The organism is Desulfitobacterium dichloroeliminans LMG P-21439, from assembly GCF_000243135.2.
Classification (GTDB): domain Bacteria; phylum Bacillota; class Desulfitobacteriia; order Desulfitobacteriales; family Desulfitobacteriaceae; genus Desulfitobacterium; species Desulfitobacterium dichloroeliminans.
On the sequence record NC_019903.1, the window covers coordinates 1,392,793 to 1,418,693 of the forward strand.

The following is a 25,901-nucleotide window of genomic DNA, read 5'->3' on the forward strand; positions in this document are numbered from 1 at the left end:
TGACCTTCCCCGCCGAGGGGAAGGTCTGACTGCTTGCTGGACTATGGAAGGGTTCATGATGAACCATGAAGGCTAACCTATCACTCTAAGAAGATATACCGACAGAAAAAAGAACAACAAATAATAACTATCCGTTTTATTGGACACTAAAGTAGGAGTTGGCCAACCAAACAAAGGAAATCAGAAGGTATATCTTTCGTATTCTGCAGCAGACCAAAGAAGATGGGTACGCAATAAAGGATATTCGTGCTGGAGATATCAAAAAGGAAATGGGCTTGGGCAACATACCCAAATCAATTTGTGATGCAATGCGTAGCATCCCTTGCTTTTCAAAATATGAAGTGCTGGTCACACCTCCAAGCGGAAACAGCACCACCCTAAAACTCAGGTACTACTTGGATGATGCAGCGCCTACACAGCTGGAGCGCCCAGCAATATTAACAAAAGGCCAAGCGAATTATTAAATGATTGCAGGTCATAAACCAATACAGTGGAAGCAGGTTGATATTGCCTTTCTGCTGAATAATGCACTTGTATTTCATGATAAGTCGGCCAAAATAGAGAAACACAGATATCGGTCATGGGAGCACTGCTATTCATTTTTTGCTAGGCATCAATCCGCAGCTGACGACGAAATCATCGGCTCAATGTGTCTGCATCTCTGTAACTATTTGAAAAGTTGGGGAATGTTCCGAGGCGCAGTGTTTCAAAAGGACTATAAGGTGCATTTTGAGGTTGTGTGTTTAATGCTTAACATGTCTTTTTTACGGTTTACTTTAATCCTTTTCCCCTGGCCAAGCACAGCGAGCATTCGAAATTTCCAAAGTACGAAAGATCCAGAAGCCTGTGGAACTTAGTTTTAGGGGGTCCTCAGGATTGCGCAGCCGGATTCTAGAATCGAGGTGAACTGTAATTTGATCGATTTGGTACGTAAGATATTCTGAATCGTCGGGTGTACCCCCTCGAACCGAGGGGACATGGCTTTCTATAGCCGTGCTGGAACTGCATTTTCAGCCGCCTTCTAAAACACAATCAATGGTCACATGGGAATCGTACTTTTCGCTGATAAAAAGCCTGGCTTCTTCGGTAATGACAATGTACATGGCTTACTCTCCTCCACATCTTTACTTATGAGTAGATGTTCATGTGTGTAGTTTACTCGTTAGAGTGTTTCTTTGCAATATTTTTCACGAAAAAAGAATTATTAAAAAAACTAATTTTTCTCATCCAATAAAATAATAATAAAAAAACCTTGTAAGGAAAATTTGCATTTGCTATACTACATATGAACAGATATTCATATATTAAATTGAGAAGACAATAATAGATATTTTTTAAGTGTTTTGGAGGGAAAAGAGATGCAAGATAATCAAACAAATCTGGGGGAGGAACGTGTAAAATACCGGATTGAGGGAGAATTCTGTGCCAATTGTTCAGCGAAGATGGAGAGAGCCTTGAGTTCAACAGAAGGAATCGGGGAGACCAGCATCAATTATGCAATGAAAACAGTTTTTTTATCTCCATCAAGGATGGAACAAGCGCAAGAAATCATGGATAAAATTGAACCGGGAGTTAAGCTAGTTCCAGCAAACGATACGAAAGCGTCCAATGCTTCGGACAAAGTAAAATACCGGATTGAAGGGGAATTCTGTGCGAATTGCTCAGCGAAAATGGAGCGTGCCCTCAGTGCGACCGAGGGAATCGGGGAAACTTCCATTAACTATGCTACGAAAACCGTTTTTTTACCGCCTTCGATGATGAATCAGGCGCAGGAAATCATGGAAAGAATTGAGCCTGGAGTAAAACTTGTACCCATTGAAGGTAAAAAAAGAAAGAAATCTGCTGACAACGAAGAGGCCGAAGGCAATGAAGCTCAGAAAAAAATCATAACCATTTCCGCAGCAGGAGTCCTCTTTGTTATTGGACTCATCTTCGGATCCCGTTGGCATGGCACATCTCTAGAGTTCCTAGAGTATCTCGTTTATTTAGTGGCCTATGTCTTAGTCGGGCATGAAGTTTTAGAGAAAGCGTTTCGGAATATTCTCCGTGGTTCGGTGTTTGATGAGAATTTTTTAATGGCGCTAGCCACGATTGGAGCGATCGCGATTCACGAGCTCCCGGAAGCAGTAGGGGTTATGCTTTTCTACTCCGTAGGTGAGTATTTCGAAGATCGCGCAGTGAATCGGTCCCGACGTTCAATTCAAGCGGTCCTTAATATTCGTCCGGACTATGCTAATCTCGTTCACCAATTGAGCGTAACTAAAGTGGACCCGGAAGAGGTTCACATCGGGCAGCAAATTTTGGTGCGACCGGGTGAAAAAGTTCCCTTGGATGGGGAAATCGTTCATGGAAGCTCCTTTGTGGATACTTCGGCTTTAACCGGCGAATCCGTTCCTCGTAAAGTTGAGGTAGGGGATACCGTTCTTGCCGGGATGATCAATAGTTCGGGAGTGATCACGGTTCGTGTTACCCGTGAATTTGCCGATTCTTCCGTGCAAAAAATCCTTGATCTTGTGGAGAATGCAAGTTCACGGAAGGCCAAGACGGAGAAATTTATCACGACGTTCGCGCGTTACTATACTCCGGCTGTCGTCGTTGTTTCCTTAGGAATTGCTTTGATTCCACCGCTCTTCATGGGAGGAGACTTTAAGGAATGGTTATACCGTGCGATGACGATTTTAGTTATTTCGTGCCCGTGTGCTTTAGTGATTTCTGTTCCTCTTGGGTATTTTGGAGGAATTGGTGGCGCGTCTCGCCACGGGATTTTGGTTAAGGGAGCGAATTATTTAGAAGCATTGACTGATGTTCGTACGGTCATTTTTGATAAGACAGGAACGTTGACTCAGGGTGTTTTTGAAGTGAATAAGATTGAGGCTGTTAATGGATATACAGAGGATCAACTCCTTGAAATTGCAGCAACCGCTGAAGCACATTCCAGTCATCCGATTGCGAAATCCATCCGTAAGAAGCTCGCTAAAGAAATCAGTCAAGACCTTATTGAAAGCTATGAAGAAATCGGTGGAAAGGGAATTCGGACAGTAATCAGTGGGAAAAGCGTATTGGCAGGAAAGAAAGATCTTTTGCTCAATAACTCAGTGATTGTTCCTGACCAGGAAATAAGAGAAGCGGGTACACTCGTGTATATCTCAGTCGATGGAGAATATGCTGGGTACTTGATGATTTCTGACCGCGAGAAAGAAGGAGCCAAAGAGTCTGTAGCGGAGCTTAATAAAGCGGGGATTACCACGGTTATGCTCACCGGTGATCATGAAACCGTTGCTAAGACGGTATCCGAGAAGTTAGGGGTTAAAGAGTATCATGCCGATCTGCTGCCGGAAGATAAAGTGACCTGGCTCGAGAAATATTTGGAGAAAGAAAAGGGGAACGGAAAGGTTGTCTTTGTCGGTGATGGAATCAATGATGCACCGGTCTTGACCCGCGCCGATATCGGAGTAGCTATGGGGGGCTTAGGATCTGATGCTGCAATTGAAGCAGCCGACGTTGTGCTCATGGAAGATCAGCCGAGTAAATTACTCGATGCGATGGATATTGCGCGGTTCACGAAAAAAATTATTTGGCAAAATATTGGGTTTGCCTTAGTGATCAAGCTCGGTTTCATTGTACTTGGAATGTTTGGTGTAGCCACCATGTGGGAAGCGGTCTTTGCGGATGTCGGAGTGGCCTTGCTTGCGATCTTCAATGCCACGCGAGTAAGACGGTATTCAAATCCTCAAAAAGCAGTGGTAGGAAGTAGCGTTCCAGTCAAAGAAGTAACCGCTCGCTAAGCTTTTGCTTTGATGAAATTGCCCGAATCGATCCTGCGTGAATCCGAATTCGCTTGTACGATTGGAGATTTACTGATATATTAACAAGTAGGGATTAGGATATTGAGGTGAATCTTGCGTGATGCCGAATGATCAAAATAATGAGACTGAAAACCTAATCTGTGATGTTGTGTGTGTTCATCCGGATGTGGTTAGTTCGTATTCAAACCAAGTTCTAAGTCTTGATCGAGCAACCCAACTGGCGGAATTATTTAAGACGCTTGGAGATCCTACACGGATTCGGATTATGGATGCACTTGCGAAGTCGGAATTCTGCGTTTGTGACTTAGCGGAGCTTTTGGACTTAAGTCAGTCTGCTACCTCACATCAGCTTCGAGTGCTTCGGAACAGTAATCTGGTCAAGTACCGGCGAGATGGGAAAATGGTGTATTATTCCTTACAGGATAATCATGTGCAAGAGCTATACCGTCAGGGTCTAGAGCACATCGACGAGTAAATTGAATCCTTTAAATTGATTTCTACCCTGTATCACGTTTACTGTGTGATACAGGGTTTTGTTTTGTAAACATATGAGCTTTGTACTATTAAATGTAGGAATATTTAAGACATGAGTGTAGGGCGCACCAAGCCATTCAGTATAATCTCGGAATAGATGATAAATACTGTGCCTAAGCCGTATCTTAACTGCATAAAAAAGATAACCTAGGAGGAGTTACTATGGGTTTTGGGCATAATCACGAGCAGGAGCATCATTCGCATTCTCAAACTTCGAATAAGAAATTACTCTCTATTGCACTCTTCATTACGGTAACATTCATGATTGCAGAAATTATCGGCGGAATCATTGCCAATAGCCTTGCTCTAATTTCGGATGCGGGTCATATGTTTAGTGATGCCTTTTCACTCGCTCTTAGTTTAATAGCTATGAGGCTGGCAGCACGGCCGGCATCAGCCAAACGGACTTTCGGGTTTTATCGATTCGAGATTCTTGCAGCCTTTGTGAATGGAGTGACCTTGGCGGTTATTTCTCTCATCATATTTTATGAAGCCTATCGACGAATCCTAGAGCCCCCTATGGTTCAAAGTGGGATGATGATCGTCATCGCGGTGTTAGGACTTTTGGCAAATCTGGGATCTGCAGGCATTTTGATGAAGGGGGATACGAAAGGAAATCTCAATTTACGAAGTGCCTTTTTGCATGTGCTCGGGGATATGTTAGGTTCTGTCGGTGCTATTGTTGCCGGAATCTTAATTCTCTTGTTTGATTGGTATATGGCGGATCCGATTATCAGTATCATCGTTGGAGCTCTGGTATTGATAAGCGGGTGGAGAGTGACTAAGGAATCCGTTCACGTTTTAATTGAAGGGACTCCGGGACATATCAATGTGAATGAATTAAACCAGCAATTACATACAGTGGATGGGGTTCAAGGAATCCATGATTTGCATGTTTGGACGATTACTTCGGGTTTGGAATCTTTGAGCTGTCATATCGTCGTTGCTCCAACGAAGAATGCCCAAGAGATTCTCCTTGCTTGTAAACACATGATTCAGGAGCGTTTTGGAATCAATCATGTCACGTTGCAACTTGAGACCGAAGAATTAAAGAGACTTGAACCGAGTATCTAACTCAGATTGTTATGTAACAAAATTGTTAAAATCCTGTAACTTGCCTGTAAAAATTACCATGTAAACTAAAGCCAATACGAAACAAGGAGGTATTATTTGAAAATGAAAAGGTTTTTCATCATTCTGGCATCAGTCTTTATTCTCGCAATGGTCACAGTACCTACATACGCTGCCGTGACCGATCAGCAGAAAGCCGAAATTGACGCTTTAAACCAACAAATTGTCGACTTACAGAAACAGATCGTTGACAAATATGCTGAGGCGGGTGAAATTAGCAAGGCTCAAGCTGATGCAAGCAAAGCCAATATCGACCAAGCTGAGCAATACAGGCAGCAATATACCCAGCAGAATGGGGCGGTTGCACCTGTTCCAGGTTATGGTCCGGGTACCGGCTATGGACGGGGTTACTGCGGAGGCTGGGGCGCGAATGCTGGCGGTTACTACGGTGGTTGCTGGTAAGTGATATTAGAAAGAAGTGATCAAGTAAAACGGCTTGCGTTGTGAGCCGTTTTTTTTGTGTACGCTATATTTAACAAATTTGTTAAAATGGTGTTAGAATTCTGTAATAAAGGAAATCTATAATGAACATAGTCAAGCAAAGGATAAACTAAAAGGGAAATGGGTAGGTTTAAGATTTGAGTGGAAGGTCGAGGTTCTTGAGAAATTGTGTTTTCTGTAAAGGAAATCAAATCGGAAAGATCGGACGGAACCGATATTTCTGTTCAGATTGCTGTCGTGAGTGGACCGATGGGAGCATGGGAATCCGTATATTTACGATTGAACCTGATGGAGCATTGAAAATGACAAGAAAGAGGATGCAAAAAGAGGACGCAATGGATCAGGAGGGGTTCGGATGAGAAACAAAATACTAATCGTTTTCCTTGTCCTCTTGGCCTTTTTGGCAGGAGTGTTCATCCCTAAGGGCATCGCGATGCTTCATCCCCCAGTATGGAGTCAAAGTTTACCCGTGTCTCAAAGGGAGTCGGTTACGCAAAATTCCGGGTCTTCTTCCTCCACTACGGATGGAAATGGAGCGGGGGGCATGTGGTATAGTCCCAGTCCCATGACCCCGAATTATAATCCTCTATTTGATTGGTATACTCTTCCTAAGGACCAATGTGAAAATGGTCGGAATGATTGGTGCTGGTAAAGGGGATTTTATAATTGGAAAGTGAAATATCTAAAGTAAAATTTTAAAGAAGTAATTTTATGAAAACGTCGTGGAGTGATAGGATATGAGAATTTTAGTCGTCGATGATGATGAGCGAATCCGAGAGATTGTCCGCCTCTATCTGGAAGCGGAAGGCTATGACATTGAAGAAGCGGACAATGGGAATAGTGCTTTGGAGAAGGTTCGCAAGGACTCCTTCGATCTCGTTATTCTCGATTTGATGATGCCGGGTCTCGATGGGTGGACGGTCTGCAAAGTCTTACGGAAAGAAACTCAAATTCCGATTATTATGTTGACCGCTAAAGGGGAGGAAAATGATCGGGTCCTAGGGTTTGATTTAGGAGCGGATGATTATGTCGTCAAACCCTTTAGTCCAAGAGAATTGAGCGCTCGGGTCAAGGCTGTTCTCCGTCGACTGGAAGGGGAACAGACCAAAGAGCATTTAATTTCCTACCCGGATTTTACCATCAATCAAATTACCCGCGAAGTGATTGTGGAGGGGACAGAGGTTAAGCTCACAACAAAAGAGTTTGATCTCCTGTTAGTTTTAGCCAAGAAGCCAAACCGGATCTTTACGCGCGATCAATTGCTGAACACGGTCTGGGAGTATGATTATTGCGGAGATTCAAGAACGGTTGATACGCATATCAATCGTTTACGTTCAAAATTTGAGAGTCAAGTTGGGTTTAGCGACTTTATTCAAACCGTTAGAGGAGTGGGGTACAAATTCGAATGGAGTGGTCATTAAGAAAGAGCCTGATCCTTAAACTTTGGTTGACTATTGTGGGCCTCATCTTGGGAGTTTTTTTGCTTTCCGTTCTCATTCAAGCCCAACAGATTCGGACCCTTATTTATAATCAACAGGCTAAATTTTATATTTACGAGGCTGAAGAAGTCGTTACGATTTACAATACTTATCAGGATACGGATCCGACATTGCTTAAGGAAAGGTTTCAGATCCTAGGGAGTTTCCTAAACGCAGATATTGTGATCGCCGATCTTAATGGAGAGCATTTAGCGGGACAGCCGATTAGCGCATCCCTCAAACGGATTCTACAGGAGCCTGGTTTTAAGGGGAAAATCGCCAGTGGAAATAATGTGGTTTACTCTGGAATCTTTCCGGGCGGAGAGATTGAAATGTTTCTCGTTGCCGTTCCCTTAAGAGTCCAAGAGCAAATCCTAGGAACCGTGGTCATATGTACTCCTTTATCCTTGATTAAGCAACATGTTCATAGCTTATTATGGATTGCTTTTTGGGGGGCACTCCTTGGCATTATCTTAGCAACGATTCTCAGCATGTTCATTTCCCGAAAGCTGATACGACCTCTTGTTAACATGGAAGAAACAGCAAAGAACATCGCGGAAGGGGATTTCGGCCGACAAATTGAGGTCGCTTCAGAAGATGAAGTCGGACGTTTGGCCCATTCCTTTAATGTTATGTCCGCCGAACTCAAGGCGAAAATTGAAGCGATCGAACGATATGACCGCTTACGTCAGGAACTTTTGTCTGATGTTTCTCACGAACTGCGGACTCCATTGACGGTAATCCAGGGATTTTCTGAGGCGGTCCTAGATGGGTTGGTGAAATCGAAAGAGCAAGAGCAACACTACTTAAAATTGATCATTGACGAAAGCGAGAGGCTAAGACGCCTCGTGGATGATTTGCTCGACCTTAAGGCCTTAGAAGCGGTTGAAACCTTTGAGATGGATTATGTGGTTCTGAATAAGCTCGTTCAGATCTCTGTCGAGCGTTTCAAGCAATTGGCTGAGTCGAGAGAGATTGAATTGGAGATTATTCTACCGGAAGAGCCGGTTACGATTTGGGGTAATAGTGATCGACTGAAGCAGGTGCTTACCAATTTAGTGGATAATGCGATTAAGCATTCCGAATTCGGTACGAAGGTAAGAATTCAACTTGGGTTTGAAAATGACTGGGCGTTCATCTCCGTAAAGGATCAAGGTCCGGGGATTCCTCAAGAGGAACTTGAAAATATCTGGGAACGGTTTTACAAAGTCGATAAGTCGAGGTCAAGACGTGGAACCGGCACCGGCTTAGGGCTTTCCATCGTGAAAAAGATTATTGAAATGCACAAAGGCAAAGTGTTGGCAAGAAGCAGACTCGGATGGGGTACTGTTTTTACGGTTTATCTACCTTTAATTGTGGGAGACGAAAGTCAAGGAATAAATGAATAACGTTTAAAGAAAGGGAAGGTCTGGGAATTTCCCGACTTTCTCAATTTTATTTATAGGAGATATCGAATCATAAAAGGAGGTTGTACGTTGAAAATTAGTTTCAAATTTGGCCTGGCGAATTTAATTATGGTCTTTCTGATTATTACCTTAGGAAGTGCCTTCGTCATTACCGAGCAAAAAACAATCGAAGGATTTAATGACCTTGCCGAGAATAACTATCCCTTCCAAGTTCTACTTAAGGACATACAAGCCAATATACAAGGTCGAGGGATGAGTGAATTAAGCTTTATTGTGACACAGAATCCCCAGTATTTAGAGAAAATTTCACAGCGAACCAAGGTGATTCAAGCAAACATACAGCAAGCTAAAACTCTAAAGATTGATTCGGAAGAGCGAGAGAAAATTGACCTTCTTGAAAAGGAACTTGAAGCATATTTAAGGCTCAGTGAAACGGTCCAGCGTAACGTTCAGGAAAATGATCTAGAGGGTGCCCAAACGATTCATTATGGGGAAGAAATGATGGCTGCGGATGACTTAATTAAGGATGTCGATAAACTCCTTGAACATAAGACAGAAGCTGTGGCTACGAACATCGGCAACATTCGGCAGATTTCATCACGAGGACTCATGCTTGCTTTCACAATCACCCTTATTTCCATTTTGATTGCTGCTTTAAGCTGGCTGTGGTTATCGAGAAGTATAGTCAGCCCTTTGAGGAATTTAACAGAGATCAGTTCGAAAATAGCTCGTGGAGATTTGACATTAAAGTTGAATCGACGTGAAACGGCAAAAGATGAAGTGCAACTGTTGTCAAATCATTTTGGAATAATGGTAGACAATCTACGTGAGTTGATTAGGCAGGTACAAAGCAATGCACAGACAGCAAAACAAACCGTCGATAGCCTAGCGGGTCAAATAGAAGGAGCCCAAGCTGCTTCCGAAGAAGTAGCGGCTTCGATTGAAGAAGTTGCAGGGCACTTGCATGCTCAACAAAATGGCATTGAGGGTATATTTAAAGCGGTTAATCGAACAGCGGAGGGAATTATTCATATTGAACAGATGGAGAAAAATACGCTTGATGTGGTAAGGCAAAATAGAGAGCGAGCCTTATCGGGGAACACTATTAATTCTAAAGCAATAGCCCAGATGAAAAATATTGTTCTTCAAGAGCAACACATGACCGAAAAGATTCAACAACTCGTAATGGAATCAGGACAAATACAAAGTATTGTGGAAATTATTACAGGATTAGCAGCTCAGACGAATCTTTTGGCTTTAAATGCGGCCATCGAGGCAGCACGTGCCGGTACACACGGACAAGGATTTGCTGTGGTGGCAGAAGAGGTTAGAAAATTAGCGGAGCAATCTGCGCGCTCTGCCAAAGAAATCGCAGGGATTGGATCCTCCATTCGTGAAGGAATGCAAAATGTTGTGGACGTGATGCAGGTTACGACTCAGGTCGTGGAACAGGGGATGGAGAGTGTTCGGGAGTCTGGGGAAGGCTTTGAACACATTTTAAGTGCTTCGGATGAAGCAGTGAGAACGGTTGAACAAGTAAATCAAGCAATCCAACGGATTACTTCTGAAGCTCGGGTCATTGAAAAAACGATACAGGAAATCGCTTTGGCGAGTCGGAGTGTGAATGAATCAACCGAACAGATTCAAGCGGGGAGTCAAGAAGAAGCCGCAACCATGACGGCTCTATCGAGCCAAATGTTCGATTTTGTATCCATTTTGCAAGATTTACAGAAAAGAGTTGACCAATTTAAAGTGTAAGCTATTCCAAAATCAGGAGAAAAGGAAAAATTGACTATCATATAAATGAATAACGTTAAAAGTAAAGGAGAAGGTCGAGATGGTGCTCGCCTTCTCCTTTAAGTGTTTACCAGGAACGATAGCTACCTTGATTCGAATCATGATTTGAAGGGGAATCTTGCCAGGAGTTCATAGGCTGGGAAGATTGATACTTTTGGTCATGTTCTGTATCAGAATTCCAGTTTCTTCCTTGGGTATCGTCCAAAGCGTTGGAATGCGGCATCTGGCTCTGTTGAGGAGGATTTTGAGGGGAATTTTGAGGCCTGGATGGGGGTGTGTTCATGTTCGTAGTGGGAGGTGCGCTCATATTCATTGATGACGAATTCTCTGAATGATCTGGAGCACTCGATGGCTTGTTCATATTCATAGATGGTGGTTTGTTTGGATTGCTCGGTCCCATCATCGATTGATTTTGCGGATTCCCGCCCTTTGAATTCCACGTCGGTTTCCACGGTTCGGAGCGGTCTTGGTTGTGGGTTTCATTGTTCATGGATTGCTGTGGTAACTTGATTTCAATGCTTTCATTGGGGAAAAGGTCCGTTACATTGGTTTTGACGTCAGATAACGCTTTTTGCAGATTACCGCTTTGGATTGCATCAGGATGAAGGTCAATTCCTCTTTCTTGGCAGCGTTCATAAATCAGGTGACTATTTACCGACATACCATGATCGAGGGCTTTTTCACGGATTTTTTCATCCGATTGACCAACCACTAAGTTTCCTTGGAGATTGAGGCGTGACATTTCATTTTGGATCGACGTCTTTAGTACTTCACTATCGAGATTGCTATTCATCCATTTAGATAAGGGGATGAGTCGAGCGAGAACAAGGTTTTCGTTCGACTTTAAATTACCCTCTTTTGCAGCATTTTCAATGATGAGATCGATCGCTTGGTAAGCATCTTTCCCTTCGAGAGTTTGGTTATCAGGAATAGAAGTCCCACCGCTCATATCGCGCACTTCGATAACTTTTCCGTCATTATTCACAAGAAGTTCGATGCTCTGATCCTTATCCCCTCGATCCATATCCAGTGCAACCGATGCAACAGCCATGTTTGGAAGGGCAAAAACATAAAACGCTGTGAGACTCATCCCAAGCAATAATGCGGCTGCTGATGCCGTATATTTCCACCAAGAACGATTCGGCAGCCCAGATCGCTTGGGTTTTAGATTAACTTCGATCGTATCCCCGATTTTCGGGGGAATGTTAGGTGTTGGAATTTCCAGAAAATCCCCCTTTTCAGTTAGGATGACCATCATTTTTGTGGAGATCCTCATAACCATTCCTAAATTCTTTTTCATATCGCGACCACCTTACTCTGTAAGTTCTGTAGTGATTTCGAGAAAGGTTTTAAGAGCATAAAATTCGGATTCGGAAAGAATCAAAGCGAGAGCGATGATATATTTTCTGCCTTTCTCTAGGACCTTGCGTTTGACCCGAGTTAAAAGTTCAAGCTCTTTCATCGGAAGGAGCTTTTGTTTTTTGAGTTGGGCAAGTAAGTGGGGGTAGTTAACCAAAGTCAGAGTCACACGAATGAGCGTCTCTTTACTGTCCCGATGTTTTGGAGAAACCTTCACCAGGTCATCTAAGGTTACGCCGTATTCGTTGAGAACCCGGACATAATTCTCGATAACCTCAGCAAATTGCATCTTCTTTTGTTCTTCTTGATACTGCTCTTGGGAGAGATTCATATCATAGCGACTCAGTTCCTCATCCTCGGGATTCATCGGGGATAAAGAAAGATGTTGATGCTTCCCTTCTTTACGAAAGTAATCCACAAGTCTTCGATGAATGACGGTTTGGGCAAAACTAAGAAATTCCGCGCCGCCTTGAGGATTAAAGTGGTCAATGGCTTCATTAAAAGCCAACAGGGCAATGCTCAGTTCATCATCGTTATCCCACGTTAAATAGCGGTTGCAAATTTTTGAACTCACCTTCGCAATAAAGGGCTTATAGGATTGGATAAGTTCTTCCCGAGCGAGAGTATCGCCTTGTTGAGCTGAGACGAGGTTTTCTTTGAAAGGCAGACCTTGCATCTTTATCACTCCGCTTATTATTCATTCGTAAAGCTAAAAGAGGTTTTGAGGGGTAGCTTTAGAAATCAAAGTCCATTATAAGTTTTCAATGTCACAGAACTGTCACATTTCTTAGGATTTTTTGTTACATAAGGTTTCGGCTGAAGATCTGAGAATTTTAAATCCCAACTCTAAATACAAAATGTAGTTGTTAAAAAATGAACTAATTTTCACATAAAAATCACAAAGAGTTTAAACAAATGAGATAATAATGTGATACTCATCCATTAGAATCAAGGTCGAAACGAGGAAATGTAAAGGAGTCGTTGATATATGCAGAAAAACTACGAAAAGGAAAAAATCTTACGAAGAATTAAGATCATTCGCGGACAGCTTAGTGCAATCGAAAGAATGATTGAAGAGGAGAAGACACCTGAGGAAATCCTCCCCCCAGCTAACGGCTGTTCGTTCCGCGATTCATCATGTTTCAGTTCTGGAAACTCAGGACTATGTACAAAATGAAATCGATAAATCTATAGAACAAGGAGGAGAACAAAACGAAGTCTACGAGGCTATCGAAAAATTATTGGATTTAAATAAAAATGCTCTATTTTTTGCAGGCGATTTGATACCGGCTAAAACCCCCGATTCAGAATGGGTACTCACTAAGCACGCATAGAGATTAATTGGTCAGATCGGGATTGTGCTCTTCGTTTCGAATGGCTTAAAAACAGAATATGTCCTTCTTGGCTGAGCATTTTGAAGGTAATTTGTGGAATTCGGAGATCGATCAATAAAGTTTAAGAAAGGATGTAACTAATGATTTATCTTTCCATTATTGCAACAATCGTGTCATTCTTTGCTTTTCTGGGGTTAGTTTTTACTATGATCCTTGGCACAAGTCTTTGGGGGATCAAGAAAGTTTATAAATCATTCAATTGAAATCTAAATCTAAATTAAGTGGTATCGGAATTTATACAGTGTAGCTTCGCCATTAAATTTTATAGATTAAGAGTTTAGAGTCTAAATAGATTGAAAAGTTGGAAAAAAAGTTAATAAAATTTTCTAAGAGCCACCCCCTAAAATGTCAAAAGGGTTTGCGAATGACTTCGTGAAAAGAGAGGTGGTCCTGAAAAAAGCTTCGAGCAATGTTCATTTGCAAGAACTGAAGGTAGAATTCAGAGTACATCATACTCGAAACATCAAACTAAATTGAAAGTAAAACTCGAGAAGAAATGTATTAAAGCAAAATCAGAAAAGTAATATTAGAAAGGAAGATATTTGATCATGAAAAACTTAAAAAATTCTCTTTTAGTCAGTGCGTTATCTTTAGGAATTGTCATGGGAGGCGTAGGGATTGCCAGTGCGGCGACTTCCACGGATTATTCACAACGAATCGCGGATTGGATTAAAAATGACCCCAATCCAATGGTCATGAACATGAATTCAACCGTTCCTACCTCAGCAGCCCCGACGGGTGCAACACTGGTTGATTCCAGCAGCGCAAGCTCCAGTAACTCCACTCAGGCGACTCCGAATAACACTCAGCAGCCGACAACACAGCCCGCAGTTCAACCGTCTCCACAGCAATTCACATCCGCTCAAGTTGCTCCCCAAAAACCGGCCGCAGAACAAACAGCCCCCCAATCGGTGACTCTGCGTCAACCTGTCGTCTCAGGAGCGAACATGAGTCAAAGCGATTTGTATAATCAGATGGTGAATAACTGCATCGAGTGGGATCAACAAATGATGCAGCAATATGCAAACCCGCAAAACCGAGCGGCTATGCAACAACAATGGCAAAATCGAGTCCAACCCTCTCACAACGTCCAAAAATCGAATCCTAATTGGAATTCCAACTATGGTTCGAATGGCAATCGAATGTCCGAGAATGGGTCCGGCAGTATGGGTTGGTAAGATGCATAAATTTGAAGCGACAGGGAGATAGGCCCTGTCGCTTTTATCATTTTAGATGGATTTTTGGGTTTATGGGATCTAAAGGTCTTATAGCAAAGAATTTTTAATAAAGATTTTCATTCCCACGCATCAAATATAACAAAAAGTTTATACAATCGTGATTCTGCTGTTAAATATATTCTCTATAATCCGTTATGTAAGGACTTGAGTGGTCTCTGATTTTACAAAGAAATGCTTTGCATAAAAATCTAAAGTGTTGAAATCAAATTGGAGGAAAAACGATGCGAATTTTATTAAGCGTACTTCTTGGATGGGAAAATCTTATCTACCTTATCAGCAAAAAGTAAAAGAATAACTTTCTCTATAACTTAATCGCAAGGTTCTCAAATATTTAAGGAAAGGAGGATGGTAGGATGAAAAAGGCTCAAGCCATCCTGAATAATGAATTGCAACTCTTAAGTCAGTTTGGTCAATATCTATATCAGTTACGGGCCCAACGAAGTCTTTCCTTAATCAAATTGGGGGTCCGTTTAGGGATCAATGCCTCGTATCTCTCTGAACTAGAGCGGGGTCTGAAAATGCCTCAGGATGAATTAGTTTCACGCATTGCCGCTTTTTTTGGACTGGATGAAAACGGACTTTTTGAGATGTTAGGGAAGGTTCCTTTAAGTGTGCGCCAGGAAATTGAGCAGAATCTTTTACTGCAAACGACATTGAAAGAAATGAGTGAGTCTCAGTTTTCGCGGCAAAGGAAACAAGAACTTTATGGAGAGTTTTATAATTTGGTTAAACGTACTAAAAACAATTTAAGAGCTACCCCTCTAAATGCTGTAAAGGTTGTCGAATGATTATATGAAACCGAGAGAGGCTTAGAAAGGAGGAGTGTGCCACATGTGTGCCAGTGGAATTGTTATTTTTCCGAAGTCAAATCAATTTAGCGTTCGGACTAATAAAACAAACTTGAACAATGGTGGGGTCTTATCTCATTCTTTTTACATCGGTCTTAGAAATTTGGATCGAAAAATCTTAATGTCCCGATTAACACCACGTGTGTTGAATACAAAGAACCTTCAACGTTTCACACTTTAATCTAAAAATATTTAATGAAAGGAAGATATTTGATCATGAAAAACTTAAAAAATTCTCTTTTAGTCAGTGCGTTATCTTTAGGAATTGTCATGGGAGGCGTAGGGATTGCCAGTGCGGCGACTTCCACGGATTATTCACAACGAATCGCGGATTGGATTAAAAATGACCCCAATCCAATGGTCATGAACATGAATTCAACCGTTCCTACCTCAGCAGCCCCGACGGGTGCAACACTGGTTGATTCCAGCAGCGCAAGCTCCAGTAACTCCACTCAGGCGACTCCGAATAACACTCAGCAGCCGACAACACAGCCCGCAGTTCAACCGTCTCCACAGCAATTCACATCCGCTCAAGTTGCTCCCCAAAAACCGGCCGCAGCACAAACAGCCCCCCAATCGGTGACTCCGCGTCAACCTGTCGTCTCAGGAGCGAACATGAGTCAAAGCGATTTGTATAATCAGATGGTGAATAACTGCATCGAGTGGGATCAACAAATGATGCAGCAATATGCAAACCCGCAAAACCGAGCGGCTATGCAACAACAATGGCAAAATCGAGTCCAACCCTCTCAAAACGTCCAAAAATCGAATCCTAATTGGAATTCCAACTATGGTTCGAATGGCAATCGAATGTCCGGGAATGGGTCCGGCAGTATGGGTTGGTAAGATGCATAAATTTGAAGCGACAGGGAGATAGGCCCTGTCGCTTTTATCGAATCAATCACTCTTTAAATTGAAATCAAACTTTTCAGGGAATTAATTACGAACTTAATTTATGAGTAGACCGATTCAATAAGAATTGTTTAAGAGGAATTACTGGAGAGGAGTTATTAAGGAATCCATAGTTTTTGCCCGGGATAGATTCTATTGGGATTACTAAGACTATTCGCGTGTATTATCGACTGCATACTCGTGCCATATTTCCGAGAAATATTATAAATAGTATCCCCGCGATTCACAGTATAAGTGCGGGTTGGCGCTTTATATTGTTGTGACATCTTCGACGTGCTTGGAACATAATCCTGACGTTGCGTTTGCCAGCGATCCTGCATACCGTACATATCGTGCACGCCTTGCATGGCCTGCATACCCCGCATTCCGTACATTCTCTTTCCCTCCACTTTTTACAACAGTTAGCGTATTACCATTATATAGAATATGTTTTTTTTTGTGTTTGTACACTACGCATTTTTGGAAAATATTTCATATTGCATCAGTAGTGTATGACCAATCCTTAACCTTAATGACTAGCTAGCAATATTACAAAAATGTTAAAATTCTGTAACGTGAATGTGTCGAGTGAATTTTATAATAGAGTTAACTTAATGAGAACAGGAGGATATAAAAATGAAAAGTATGAAAAAGTTTATAGCCGTATTTTTGGGAGCAGCCGTATTGACAGTTGGCTTATCAGCTGCAAAAGTTAATGCTGCACCGCTATCACCACAGAATTATTGGGTGGCACAACAAGCGGATCAAAATCAAACGGTGCCAAACACTCAGCCATCGGTACAGCAGGGTTCAGCCTATTACCCTAACTATGGCAATGGGTACAATTACATGAACCCAGGGTATCGATGGAATAATGGGTGGTGGAATAATTCCGGAAATGCCCGTTGGAGCGGTTATAATGGTTGGGGCATGGGTCAGTCCGGCTGGTGGTGCTGGTAACAAAAAGTCGTCATGGAGAGGGGCTAAGGTCATGTTTGGAGGTTGGGGATGTAGTCCATTTTGGGGTGAAGGATTCTGGGGGATTGGATTACTTGGAATGAGTATAAATTTAATTTTCTGGATTCTTCTAGTTGCCCTGATTGTTTACTTATTCCGTAAACTCGGTACAGGTTTTCGTAAACCAGCGTTTGCAGGTCGCGATGATGCATTGAGTATTCTTCGTGAACGCTTTGCAAGAGGGGAGATCGATAGCGAAGAATACGAGCGGCGCAAACAGGATCTACACAGATAAAGTCAAAGCTAGGTGAGAGTCGTATTGAGACCCGCCTAGCTTTTTTAATCGTGCGGGATCCATTCAACACAAATTTCACTAAAGCGATTCTCGTCATTTCTTGTCATTTCTTTTCAAAAAAATGTTAAACACCTGTTAAAATCCTGTGACTTAGCTAGGGTAACATATTCTTATGGGAATCAATCAAAAATCTATACAAAAATTTTTTCTTGGGAGGAATACGCAAATGCCGAATGTTGAATTATTATCTGAAGATAGTGTAAGTCCTGAGGTTCAGGAAATTTTCGCTCAATTAAAAGAAAAGCATGGAGAAATCCCCGCACCCTTCCGAGCGATGGCTCATCATCCTAAATATTTGAAGCTTGTCTTAAACAAGATGGAAACCGTGATGGGGTCAGATGTGCTTGATCTTCCAACTAAGTTAGCGATTGCCTTTGCTGTTTCTACATTAAATAAATGCGATTTTTGCATTAGTATGTATGCAAAACAGCTGCACGGGGTAGGTTTTACAGAGCAACAACTCATCGAGATTCTCGCAGTAATCGATTTTGTTACAGCCATGAACCATTTTAATAATGGGATGTTAGTAAAGCCAGAATAATTGATTGGATATATACGGCAGGTGGTCAAAGTTTCCAGCCGTTTTAAATGTTTATAACGAGTATGTTATACCCGTGAGGCCTGTTAAGCATATCAAAATCACAACAGTGTAAATGAAAAAGCAAACGATAAGGAGAGAAGGTCTATGGCACAAGTTACCATTACCTTGCGGATGATAATGGCTTCCATTCTTCTAGGAATTATTTCAATTTACACTGCGAATGGTCTAAATGTTTGGTTATGGCTTTTGTTCCTCATCGTATTTACAGGATATCCTCCTCTTTACACGAATTTTTGAATTCTGGATAGTAGTCCCTTCCTTTATCTCTGGGAAGTTGTGGGTTTTGACCGTTGGATCTAATCAGAACACAATGGGGGGATTGGTAATCGCTATAAGCTTTTTCTTTTTCTTTTTCGCAGAACTAAAGAGAAAGAACAGCCTAGCGGTAAGTGGAAGAAAGAGTGTAGATGAGGTATGAAGAATTTCATATGATCTTAAATTTAAGAGTATCTGAGAAGGTACTCTTAAATTTTTTTATCAATGTCACAGAAATGTTAAGAACCTGTGACATTTTTGTTACGTCAGTACAGTAAAATTTAATCAATATAAATGATAATCATTATCAAAGAAGGAGTGAATTCGATGGAATGCTGCAGTGCAAAACAACCTTGGTATAAAAAACTGTCGTCTGCATTTTTAGGGACCGGGAATTGTCATGGAGAAGTCAGCCAAGAGACGCAGGGGCTAGAAAAGATTGCTTTAGTCGGGAGTCCGAATGTCGGGAAAAGTGTTTTGTTTAATATACTGACCGGAGCATACGTGACTGTTTCCAATTATCCCGGAACCACGGTTGAGGTGTCGCGTGGTAAAGGAAAAATAGAGGCGAAGGAATATGAAATTATCGATACACCCGGAATGTACTCCTTGTTATGCATTACGGAGGAGGAAAAAGTGACGCGGGATCTGCTCCTTCGTGAGAAGCCTAAGGCTGTGGTTCATGTGGTCGATGCGAAAAACCTTCAGAGAATGTTACCGCTCACCGTTCAAATGATCGAGGGGGGTGTCCCCGTTCTCTTGGTCTTAAATATCATGGATGAGGCAGAAAGTTTGGGACTAAAAATTGATGTCAAGAAGTTAGAGGCAGAGCTTGGGATCCCTGTTTTGTCTACGGTTGCAGCGCTCAATAAGGGAATAGAAGGATTAAAGGAAAGAGTGAGTGAATATGTCCAAGCGGCTTGAAGTAACTTATGATCAAACGATTGAAGCGGCAATCGGGGAAATAATGAACAGCTTACAGAGTCAATATGTTCTTTCCAAACGGGCCATTGCCTTGCTCCTCTTACAAGAGGATGAGGATATCTTAGGAATGGTAAAAGAGAAGGAGAAAAACCAATACTTTAAGATTTCTCAGATTATCGAGGAGACAAAACAAGCCTATAACCGGCCATTGAATTACATCATTTCCTTGTCGCGGCAAAAGAAGGTCGATGCCATCGCCGAAAAAGCGATGACAAAGGTTCAAGGGAAAGAAAATCGTGTTGCCGATTTCTTAAGCCGACTAACCATGAATCCTTTAACGGGGGTACCTATATTGCTGTTGGTTCTCTATTATGGACTCTATAAGTTCGTTGGAGAATTTGGGGCGGGGACCGTTGTAGACTTTCTCGAAGAGCATGTTTTTGGAGTTTATATCAATCCTTTGGTTAATGGAGTCGTGCAAACGTATATCCCTTGGACATGGTTGCAAGATTTATTAGCGAACGATTACGGAATTATCACCCTCGGAATTCGTTATGCGGTAGCCATTATTCTTCCTATCGTCGGGACCTTTTTCTTGATGTTTTCGATCATCGAAGATAGTGGTTACTTACCGAGACTGGCCATGCTGGTTGATCGGGTCTTTAAGAAGATCGGATTAAATGGAAGAGCGGTTATTCCCATGACTTTGGGGTTCGGCTGTGATACGATGGCCACGATGGTAAGTCGGACGTTAGAAACGAAACGTGAAAGAGTCATTGCTACATTACTTTTAGCTTTGGCTATTCCTTGCTCGGCGCAACTCGGTGTCATCTTGGCTTTATTATCGAGTGCTCCGGGAGCTTTAGGGGTTTGGCTTGGATTTGTCGGATTGATCTTTTTACTCATAGGGTATCTCACGACCAAAATTCTTCCCGGGGATAAACCGAGTTTTTATATGGAAGTTCCCCCTTTGCGACTTCCCAAATTATCCAATGTGCTGACCAAAACCTATACGCGGATGCAATGGTACTTCGTAGAAATCGTTCCTTTGTTTATCCTAGCCAGCATTTTGATTTGGTTCGGTAATCTGACTGGATTATTTGGAGTCGTTATTGGCTGGATGCAGCCGGTCGTAAACTTTATCGGCTTACCAGACAAGGCAGCAGAGGCTTTCCTTTTTGGTTTCTTTAGACGAGATTATGGGGCAGCCGGACTCTATGACCTCCAACAAGCCGGGGTATTATCTCCTCGACAATTGGTCGTTGCCGCTGCAACCTTGACCTTGTTTGTACCGTGTATCGCCCAGTTCTCTATGATGTTAAAAGAAAGAGGGGTTAAAACGGCACTCGCAATTGCTGGTTTTATCTTCCCGTTTGCTTTCATTGCCGGTTTCGTTTTAAACTGGGTACTCCTAACGCTTAAGGTGTTGCCATGACAACGTGTAGTTTTTGTGGTTATGAATTTCTAGAAGTTGACAGCCAAATAGGATGTCAGGGATGCCCTCTCCATAAATCGTGTGGGAAAGTAAAATGTCCTAACTGCGGTTTTGAAATCCCAAAGGAACCTAAGTTTATTGCCTGGCTTAAGAAGAAACGGAGGGAGAAAGGTGAATAAATCCTCTCAAATCATCTCATCCTGTGACATGACAAGAAGGCAGGAGGGAGTTGTTGCCGAACTAGCGACGGATAACGGGAGTATTTTGCGAAAGCTTATGTCGATGGGAATTCTGCCAGGAACACGGATTAAGCTTATTCAGAAATTCCCATCATACGTTTTTCAAGTAGGATATACTCAAGTCGCGGTCGATCGGGAAATTGCGTCTGTTATTTCAGTTAACGTATAAAAATATGAACCACGAATACCTAACTTACGGGTACTCGTGGTTCATACCTTAAGCTTTACTACATCTTAATATTAACGATTTGGCATAAAGGTAGCGCAATCTGTGTCTTCGCTATTGGAAGAGTCTGGAAAGAACTGGTTGTAGATCTTGGCGGACATGTTTTCGATTCATCACAGGAATGCAGAAGGAAAGAGATATACCAGCTCACCTTAAATCGTGAATGGGCTAATCAGGTTCTCATAGCCAGTTCTCCAACTCTTGGATTGTGCATTATTCGCTTAGGCCTGAGTTTCTTTTCGATATTTTTACTCACCCTATTAGGGTATTTACTGCAAAGTCGCTTCCGATATGCTAGAAAACTCCTCATAGACAATGGCTTACGCATAATGGGAATCGGTATTATTTTAACGCTCGTACTCCTTGCTATTTCCCTTGTTGTTGTTGACGATTTATGGTATTTCACTCTCCATTGTTCTTCTTCTCTTTACAACGATTTTCTCTCTGCCTGGTGTCATTCCGATCATGGAATACTTGGGCGGGGTTTTATCTCCCAATTTTCAGGAGTATCCTCCTTTGACTGTTTTCTTTGCCCAAGCGGTTTTGTTAGTAGCGCTTGCTAATCTTCCGTTAATTCTCTAATGTACTGATCTCCCTTATGATAGAAAGACTGATCATAGGGGGATTTTATGTTCATAAAACATTGCTAAGCTCGAGGCAACTGGATAACTCCCATTGTCAGTAAAATAACTCCAGTGGCTAATTCAGCCCGAAAATGCTTAATTCCACGAATTCTTTTCCCGAGATTAAAGGCTGTAAAATTTGAGATGATTGATATTATGAAAAAGATTAAAATAAAGCACTAAATTTTTGCCCAAAGTTCCATATTTACTCCAGCCATGAGATCTTCAAACCCCACTCCCAAGTTAGCAAGAATGAGATTTTGTCCGATTTGTTTTGGGGTAATATCTGTAGACTCACGAATGAGTTGAAGCCCAATAAACACTAATAAGAAGGCCCCAATCTTAGTACTCGTTTCACCAAATGCCGTGCCTAAAATGTTACCGATTAGATATCCAGTTAGGGGTATCAGGCTTTGACAAAAACCAATCATAACTGAGATAAAAGGGATGGCGCGTGTATTCAAAACTTTTGTCCTAACATACATGGACAATATAAAAACATTAAAGTTCAAAGCCAGTGCGAAAACAATAATTGTAATAGTTCAACAAAAATTCTCCTTCATTAGTGGTTGTTTTTCTTATCCGTGCTTTTAATATATGAAAGACTGACTATTGTAGAAATAATAATCCTGTACGAAAGAAATCTTTTCTTTCGACAGGCTTCTCCGGTTTATAAACCTTTCTGCTTTGCGACTGTCGATATTTAGCCCCGCGTGAAGGCATTTAGGTTTTTTATGCACCTAGACGAAAACGGCCATTTTCTGCTCTGATTTTTGAGCCAGATTGGAAATGCTTTAAACTTGGAGTATTAAATTTTGGAGTATAGCGTTTTTGCTCTTTAATTCAAGAATGGATCATCTGCTACTGTATCAGCTAGCAACAAGAAGCCTAGCTGCCAATGTAAGAGGGGCTTTATGTTAATTTATACGTAATCGCCGTTAAAAAACAGCGTCCTATATTATTGTCGAATTGAGGCATTTCTCTGGAAAAACAAATAACCCTGTTGTCCATTTACGCTGATCGTATACCGGTCGCCCTGCCCTCCGGCTTTCATTTCCGCCGCAGGTCGGATGTGAATAACCCGGTCAATGAGATATGTAGAGCCGCCCTCCCAAGTCAGTTCGAGCGGTAATAATATACCGTCCTTATCAAAAGCGGTCATTACAGGCACATAAACCTTAGTATCAGCCATGTATGCATTCCTCCTCGGAAAGACCAGTTATCTTCCCAAGAAATCTGAACGTGGGGTGTATGCTGTATTGAACGAGTAGCCTCTGGAGTTCATATCTCCCATCTTTATTAGCATGAGATTAATATCTGTGTTCATCATCGCTGCGATCTGGACAACATCATAGCCTTCACGGGCATACTCATGAACCTCATTATCAGGAAAAAGCAGTGAAGCCGCAAACAAATTGGCTTCATACTCAGGACGTGTATTCATGGAATAAAGAACATATTCACGGAACGGGCTGTCATCAGCGAGATTACGATGATGTGCGTCATGTCCAAGTTCATGGCCACATACCAGAGTCTGCACCTGTTCAGGTAGTTTATTATTTATGAAAATGAAGCGGTTCCGCTGAATTACGCGGTAAAGCCCCTTCAGCTTTGTAAAGTCATTGCGGAACAGAACCTCAATGCCCAGCCTGTCTGCTATAACAAAAGGGTTACGCGTTCCAAAACGCCGGACATATTTTTCAGCGGATTCATAAATATGTGTCTTGTTCAATGAAATCACCCCTATGCTAATTCTTCACAGCAGCAGTCCCAAAAAACGGACTACGCCTTGTCGGCTTTGCGGTACTTTTTAGGAGTATACTTTTTGTTTTTCTCCTTGGCTATCCAATAAGCATCGGTGATTGCTCTCATAACGGCGTCCAAGTCCTCGTCGTCCATATCGCCGCCGGCAAAAAGGCCGCTGACTTCAGTGACGAGCTGCTGAGCATATTTCTTTCCACGGTAGCCGTATTTTTCTCCGGCAGCGTTTATAAACTCCTCATTTTCGGTCAGCAGATAATTCACATCAACGCCTAAAGCTGAAGCCAGCTTCCCATATACCTCGCGCTTCTTAGGATAGCAATCTCCGTTTTCATAGCTGACCATCGTGCGGAGGGATACCCCAACCGCCTTCGCCAGTTCCGCCTGCGTCATGCCTTTTGCGACGCGGGCATTTTTTATTTTTTCTCCGAATTTCATGCTGACCGCCCTCCTATGTTTAAGCAGATAATATTCTTACCACCTATTGACAAGTGCAACTTAATTTCATATAATTCAAATATGAAGATAACCTGCATATTTATCATAATCTATGTTGCACATGGTGTCAAGAAGCATTTTTGCAGTGGTACCAACGAATTGAACCTTAAAGGATTACCTAAAAGCGACCGTCTGCAAAGAAGCAAGACGGCTTTAATTACTCTGACAGCAAAATATTTAGTAAAGGGCAAACCTGCCAAAAGGCAGGGACGCAAAGCCGAGGGTCTAAAGCGTTTGTTGCGCCATGACAGCCTAGCTGCCGATTTGTGCGAATGCCTGCCCTTTTTTAGAGCAGGCGTTTGTGTTGATAGAGAAAATAATGTAGGAGGGTACGAGATGGTCAAAAAGATTAAACTCAAATGTCCGAATTGCGGACGTCGAATTGCTGATTACAGCGGAAATGCTGAGGCGTTAGCCTTGGTGGCTGAAACGAGTGAGGCCGAAAGCGATGTTCTCAGCTTGAAATGCCACCTGTGCAAATCTCAGGTTTCAATCATGCTGGAAAATAGCGAGGTTTATAAGATAAACAAGTCTCGGACTCCTTAATATAGGGTAGACTCCAGCCAAATAAAATAAATATTATATATTCGATTCCAGCGCTTGACGCTATCCTCCCCTTATAAAAGCGGAGTGATTATAAAGATGCCGGCCGGGCCTGACGAGTAGCACTATTGCTATGCGTCAGGCTCGGCCGGTTTTTGCATTCAAAAGCTGCTCGTTTTGGCTCCCCAGAAAGGAGCTAAACAAGTGGCTTATATTTTTTGCAATTTCATAATGGCAGCTCGCTGCCGTTCTCCTCCGCTTGTTCTTCATTTCCAGATTTTCAAATTCACGAAATGGAGGACAAGCTCATGGATAACTATGATAAAAATTATTCCTTGCTCGTCAGGGGCAAGCGAATCTCTGTGACCAAAGAGGTCTATAAAGCCTATTACCAATGCCGTGACAGGGAAAAGTACCTGGACAAGCTGGCGGAGGTAAACAACATCTCGATTGAAGGTTGCAGAGAGAGAGGTATCTCCGTAGAATACATAATCTCTGCTGCAGAAGATTCCATGGAGGATAAGATCATAACCGAGATGTTGATCGTAAAGCTGCGCCAATGCGTCGAAATGTTAGATGAATCTGAAAGAATGCTCATCGCAGAGCTATATCTTCAGGGTAAAAGCGAGCGTCAGCTGTCAAAGGAAACCGGTATTCCAGCGATGACAATACATGACCGCAAGGGCAGGATTCTTAAGAAACTAAAAAAAATGATGGAAAAATAAAAAGTTTTTCCGTGCACCCCCTCACTTTTTTCCCTAAAGAAGTGAGGGGATTTTTTTATTCCCCTGTTGCTCTTTAAAAATTTTATATCCGACAGCATAAATACATGAGCTGTCCAGCTGTGTGAAAAGCGGCAGCGACGTTGATGGGCGCGCCAAGACTGCCTGCGGATAAATTTTATCCGTCGAACCGATGGCATCGAAGGTGACGAGCGGGAACGCCCGGTCATAAAACAGTCTATGGTGGACTGTTTCGCAATGAAATGGACAGTTATAATGCTACTTCCGCCTAGCCACAGACATCGCAATGGGGGCGGCTTCCAGAGATCCTGGGAGAGGTTAAATTCCTATGGAGTTTGCTTAACCGGCAAACCATCTATGCTGTCGCCCTATAAGCCGAAAGGCTTTTTCGCTTCGGGAAGTAGTGTCGAATAGAAGC

At 42.2% G+C, this 25,901-nt stretch carries 31 protein-coding genes and 1 riboswitch; of the genes, 24 read left to right on the top strand and 7 right to left on the bottom strand.

The genetic code is table 11. The annotated features are described in order from the left end of the window. Nucleotides 1-158: 158 nt before the first annotated feature. From DESDI_RS06600 to DESDI_RS06650, 11 genes are all read left to right on the top strand, one after another. Nucleotides 159-464, top strand: a complete 306-nt coding sequence (locus DESDI_RS06600) for a hypothetical protein (protein WP_041219321.1) — start codon at nt 159-161, stop codon at nt 462-464. Next, the gene (locus tag DESDI_RS17270; RefSeq protein ID WP_051015669.1) at nt 465-857 is read left to right on the top strand and encodes a hypothetical protein; all 393 of its coding nucleotides are present in this window, start codon (nt 465-467) and stop codon (nt 855-857) included. Nucleotides 858-1,358: 501 nt separating this feature from the next. Continuing rightward, complete coding sequence (locus tag DESDI_RS06610) at nt 1,359-3,785, top strand: heavy metal translocating P-type ATPase (RefSeq protein WP_015261865.1); 2,427 nt, start codon at nt 1,359-1,361, stop codon at nt 3,783-3,785. Nucleotides 3,786-3,906: 121 nt separating this feature from the next. Beyond that, entirely contained in the window at nt 3,907-4,281 is a 375-nt protein-coding gene (locus DESDI_RS06615; protein ID WP_041219323.1) for an ArsR/SmtB family transcription factor, read from the top strand. A 221-nt stretch (nt 4,282-4,502) separates the two neighbouring features. Further along, on the top strand, nt 4,503-5,414 hold the full coding sequence (locus tag DESDI_RS06620; RefSeq protein WP_015261867.1) for a cation diffusion facilitator family transporter: 912 nt from the start codon (nt 4,503-4,505) through the stop codon (nt 5,412-5,414). 102 nt (nt 5,415-5,516) lie between these two features. After that, on the top strand, nt 5,517-5,873 hold the full coding sequence (locus tag DESDI_RS06625; protein WP_015261868.1) for a YckD family protein: 357 nt from the start codon (nt 5,517-5,519) through the stop codon (nt 5,871-5,873). Nucleotides 5,874-6,080: 207 nt separating this feature from the next. After that, a complete protein-coding gene (locus DESDI_RS18395; protein WP_282432553.1) occupies nt 6,081-6,212 on the top strand; it encodes a hypothetical protein in 132 nt (43 codons plus the stop codon). A gap of 55 nt (nt 6,213-6,267) precedes the next feature. Further along, nucleotides 6,268-6,564 carry a hypothetical protein gene (locus DESDI_RS06635; protein WP_015261869.1) on the top strand — a complete coding sequence of 99 codons (297 nt, stop codon included), beginning with the start codon at nt 6,268-6,270 and terminating at the stop codon, nt 6,562-6,564. Nucleotides 6,565-6,649: 85 nt separating this feature from the next. Next, entirely contained in the window at nt 6,650-7,333 is a 684-nt protein-coding gene (locus tag DESDI_RS06640) for a response regulator transcription factor (RefSeq protein ID WP_015261870.1), read from the top strand. Next, nucleotides 7,318-8,778 (top strand): sensor histidine kinase, encoded by a 1,461-nt coding sequence (locus DESDI_RS06645; RefSeq protein WP_015261871.1) that lies wholly within the window; start codon nt 7,318-7,320, stop codon nt 8,776-8,778. The genes DESDI_RS06640 and DESDI_RS06645 overlap by 16 nt, the downstream gene beginning before the upstream one ends. Before the next feature lie 87 nt (nt 8,779-8,865). Then, the gene (locus tag DESDI_RS06650; protein WP_015261872.1) at nt 8,866-10,554 is read left to right on the top strand and encodes a methyl-accepting chemotaxis protein; all 1,689 of its coding nucleotides are present in this window, start codon (nt 8,866-8,868) and stop codon (nt 10,552-10,554) included. Nucleotides 10,555-10,660: 106 nt separating this feature from the next. Here the strand turns inward: DESDI_RS06650 and DESDI_RS06655 are convergent, their stop codons facing one another. Together DESDI_RS06655 and sigI are read right to left on the bottom strand one after the other, a co-directional pair. Beyond that, entirely contained in the window at nt 10,661-11,893 is a 1,233-nt protein-coding gene (locus DESDI_RS06655) for an anti-sigma factor domain-containing protein (RefSeq protein WP_015261873.1), read from the bottom strand. A 12-nt stretch (nt 11,894-11,905) separates the two neighbouring features. After that, complete coding sequence (gene sigI / locus DESDI_RS06660) at nt 11,906-12,628, bottom strand: RNA polymerase sigma-I factor (RefSeq protein ID WP_015261874.1); 723 nt, start codon at nt 12,626-12,628, stop codon at nt 11,906-11,908. A 312-nt stretch (nt 12,629-12,940) separates the two neighbouring features. On the opposite strand from sigI, the gene DESDI_RS06665 reads away from it, so the two are divergent. The 4 genes from DESDI_RS06665 to DESDI_RS06680 all read left to right on the top strand — a co-directional run bounded on the left by DESDI_RS06665 (nt 12,941) and on the right by DESDI_RS06680 (nt 16,278). Continuing rightward, nucleotides 12,941-13,129, top strand: coding sequence for a metal-sensitive transcriptional regulator (locus DESDI_RS06665; protein WP_041219326.1), 189 nt, complete (start codon nt 12,941-12,943; stop codon nt 13,127-13,129). 765 nt (nt 13,130-13,894) lie between these two features. Then, nucleotides 13,895-14,524, top strand: a complete 630-nt coding sequence (locus tag DESDI_RS17275; protein WP_015261876.1) for a hypothetical protein — start codon at nt 13,895-13,897, stop codon at nt 14,522-14,524. A gap of 413 nt (nt 14,525-14,937) precedes the next feature. After that, complete coding sequence (locus DESDI_RS06675) at nt 14,938-15,372, top strand: helix-turn-helix domain-containing protein (RefSeq protein WP_015261877.1); 435 nt, start codon at nt 14,938-14,940, stop codon at nt 15,370-15,372. Nucleotides 15,373-15,648: 276 nt separating this feature from the next. Next, complete coding sequence (locus tag DESDI_RS06680) at nt 15,649-16,278, top strand: hypothetical protein (protein WP_015261879.1); 630 nt, start codon at nt 15,649-15,651, stop codon at nt 16,276-16,278. 164 nt (nt 16,279-16,442) lie between these two features. Here DESDI_RS06680 and DESDI_RS06685 read toward each other — a convergent pair whose 3' ends face one another. Further along, on the bottom strand, nt 16,443-16,718 hold the full coding sequence (locus DESDI_RS06685; RefSeq protein ID WP_015261880.1) for a LysM peptidoglycan-binding domain-containing protein: 276 nt from the start codon (nt 16,716-16,718) through the stop codon (nt 16,443-16,445). 241 nt (nt 16,719-16,959) lie between these two features. On the opposite strand from DESDI_RS06685, the gene DESDI_RS06690 reads away from it, so the two are divergent. The 7 genes from DESDI_RS06690 (at nt 16,960) to DESDI_RS06715 (ending at nt 21,258) form a co-directional block, all read left to right on the top strand. Continuing rightward, complete coding sequence (locus tag DESDI_RS06690; protein WP_015261881.1) at nt 16,960-17,283, top strand: hypothetical protein; 324 nt, start codon at nt 16,960-16,962, stop codon at nt 17,281-17,283. Nucleotides 17,284-17,380: 97 nt separating this feature from the next. Beyond that, on the top strand, nt 17,381-17,575 hold the full coding sequence (locus DESDI_RS06695; protein WP_242825449.1) for an SHOCT domain-containing protein: 195 nt from the start codon (nt 17,381-17,383) through the stop codon (nt 17,573-17,575). 226 nt (nt 17,576-17,801) lie between these two features. Then, nucleotides 17,802-18,176, top strand: coding sequence for a carboxymuconolactone decarboxylase family protein (locus tag DESDI_RS06700; protein ID WP_015261883.1), 375 nt, complete (start codon nt 17,802-17,804; stop codon nt 18,174-18,176). 144 nt (nt 18,177-18,320) lie between these two features. Next, nucleotides 18,321-18,473 (top strand): hypothetical protein, encoded by a 153-nt coding sequence (locus tag DESDI_RS17855; RefSeq protein WP_015261884.1) that lies wholly within the window; start codon nt 18,321-18,323, stop codon nt 18,471-18,473. 345 nt (nt 18,474-18,818) lie between these two features. Then, nucleotides 18,819-19,415 (top strand): FeoB small GTPase domain-containing protein, encoded by a 597-nt coding sequence (locus DESDI_RS06705; protein ID WP_015261885.1) that lies wholly within the window; start codon nt 18,819-18,821, stop codon nt 19,413-19,415. Next, complete coding sequence (locus DESDI_RS06710; RefSeq protein ID WP_015261886.1) at nt 19,399-20,850, top strand: ferrous iron transporter B; 1,452 nt, start codon at nt 19,399-19,401, stop codon at nt 20,848-20,850. The genes DESDI_RS06705 and DESDI_RS06710 overlap by 17 nt, the downstream gene beginning before the upstream one ends. A gap of 171 nt (nt 20,851-21,021) precedes the next feature. Beyond that, nucleotides 21,022-21,258, top strand: coding sequence for a FeoA family protein (locus DESDI_RS06715; RefSeq protein ID WP_015261888.1), 237 nt, complete (start codon nt 21,022-21,024; stop codon nt 21,256-21,258). A gap of 859 nt (nt 21,259-22,117) precedes the next feature. Here the strand turns inward: DESDI_RS06715 and DESDI_RS06720 are convergent. The 4 genes from DESDI_RS06720 to DESDI_RS06735 all read right to left on the bottom strand — a co-directional run bounded on the left by DESDI_RS06720 (nt 22,118) and on the right by DESDI_RS06735 (nt 24,137). After that, complete coding sequence (locus DESDI_RS06720; RefSeq protein ID WP_282432557.1) at nt 22,118-22,423, bottom strand: manganese efflux pump; 306 nt, start codon at nt 22,421-22,423, stop codon at nt 22,118-22,120. A gap of 473 nt (nt 22,424-22,896) precedes the next feature. After that, nucleotides 22,897-23,130 carry a hypothetical protein gene (locus DESDI_RS06725; protein ID WP_015261889.1) on the bottom strand — a complete coding sequence of 78 codons (234 nt, stop codon included), beginning with the start codon at nt 23,128-23,130 and terminating at the stop codon, nt 22,897-22,899. A 27-nt stretch (nt 23,131-23,157) separates the two neighbouring features. Continuing rightward, nucleotides 23,158-23,670: an ImmA/IrrE family metallo-endopeptidase gene (locus tag DESDI_RS06730; protein ID WP_015261890.1), complete on the bottom strand. Its 513-nt coding sequence runs from the start codon at nt 23,668-23,670 to the stop codon at nt 23,158-23,160. A 50-nt stretch (nt 23,671-23,720) separates the two neighbouring features. Continuing rightward, nucleotides 23,721-24,137 carry a helix-turn-helix domain-containing protein gene (locus DESDI_RS06735; RefSeq protein WP_015261891.1) on the bottom strand — a complete coding sequence of 139 codons (417 nt, stop codon included), beginning with the start codon at nt 24,135-24,137 and terminating at the stop codon, nt 23,721-23,723. 236 nt (nt 24,138-24,373) lie between these two features. Then, nucleotides 24,374-24,461: riboswitch (cyclic di-GMP riboswitch) on the top strand. A 72-nt stretch (nt 24,462-24,533) separates the two neighbouring features. Here DESDI_RS06735 and DESDI_RS06740 point away from each other — a divergent pair. Continuing rightward, nucleotides 24,534-24,743, top strand: a complete 210-nt coding sequence (locus DESDI_RS06740; protein ID WP_041219331.1) for a hypothetical protein — start codon at nt 24,534-24,536, stop codon at nt 24,741-24,743. Between the two features lie 305 nt (nt 24,744-25,048). After that, nucleotides 25,049-25,465, top strand: coding sequence for a sigma factor-like helix-turn-helix DNA-binding protein (locus tag DESDI_RS06745; protein WP_015261893.1), 417 nt, complete (start codon nt 25,049-25,051; stop codon nt 25,463-25,465). Nucleotides 25,466-25,901 lie beyond the last annotated feature (436 nt).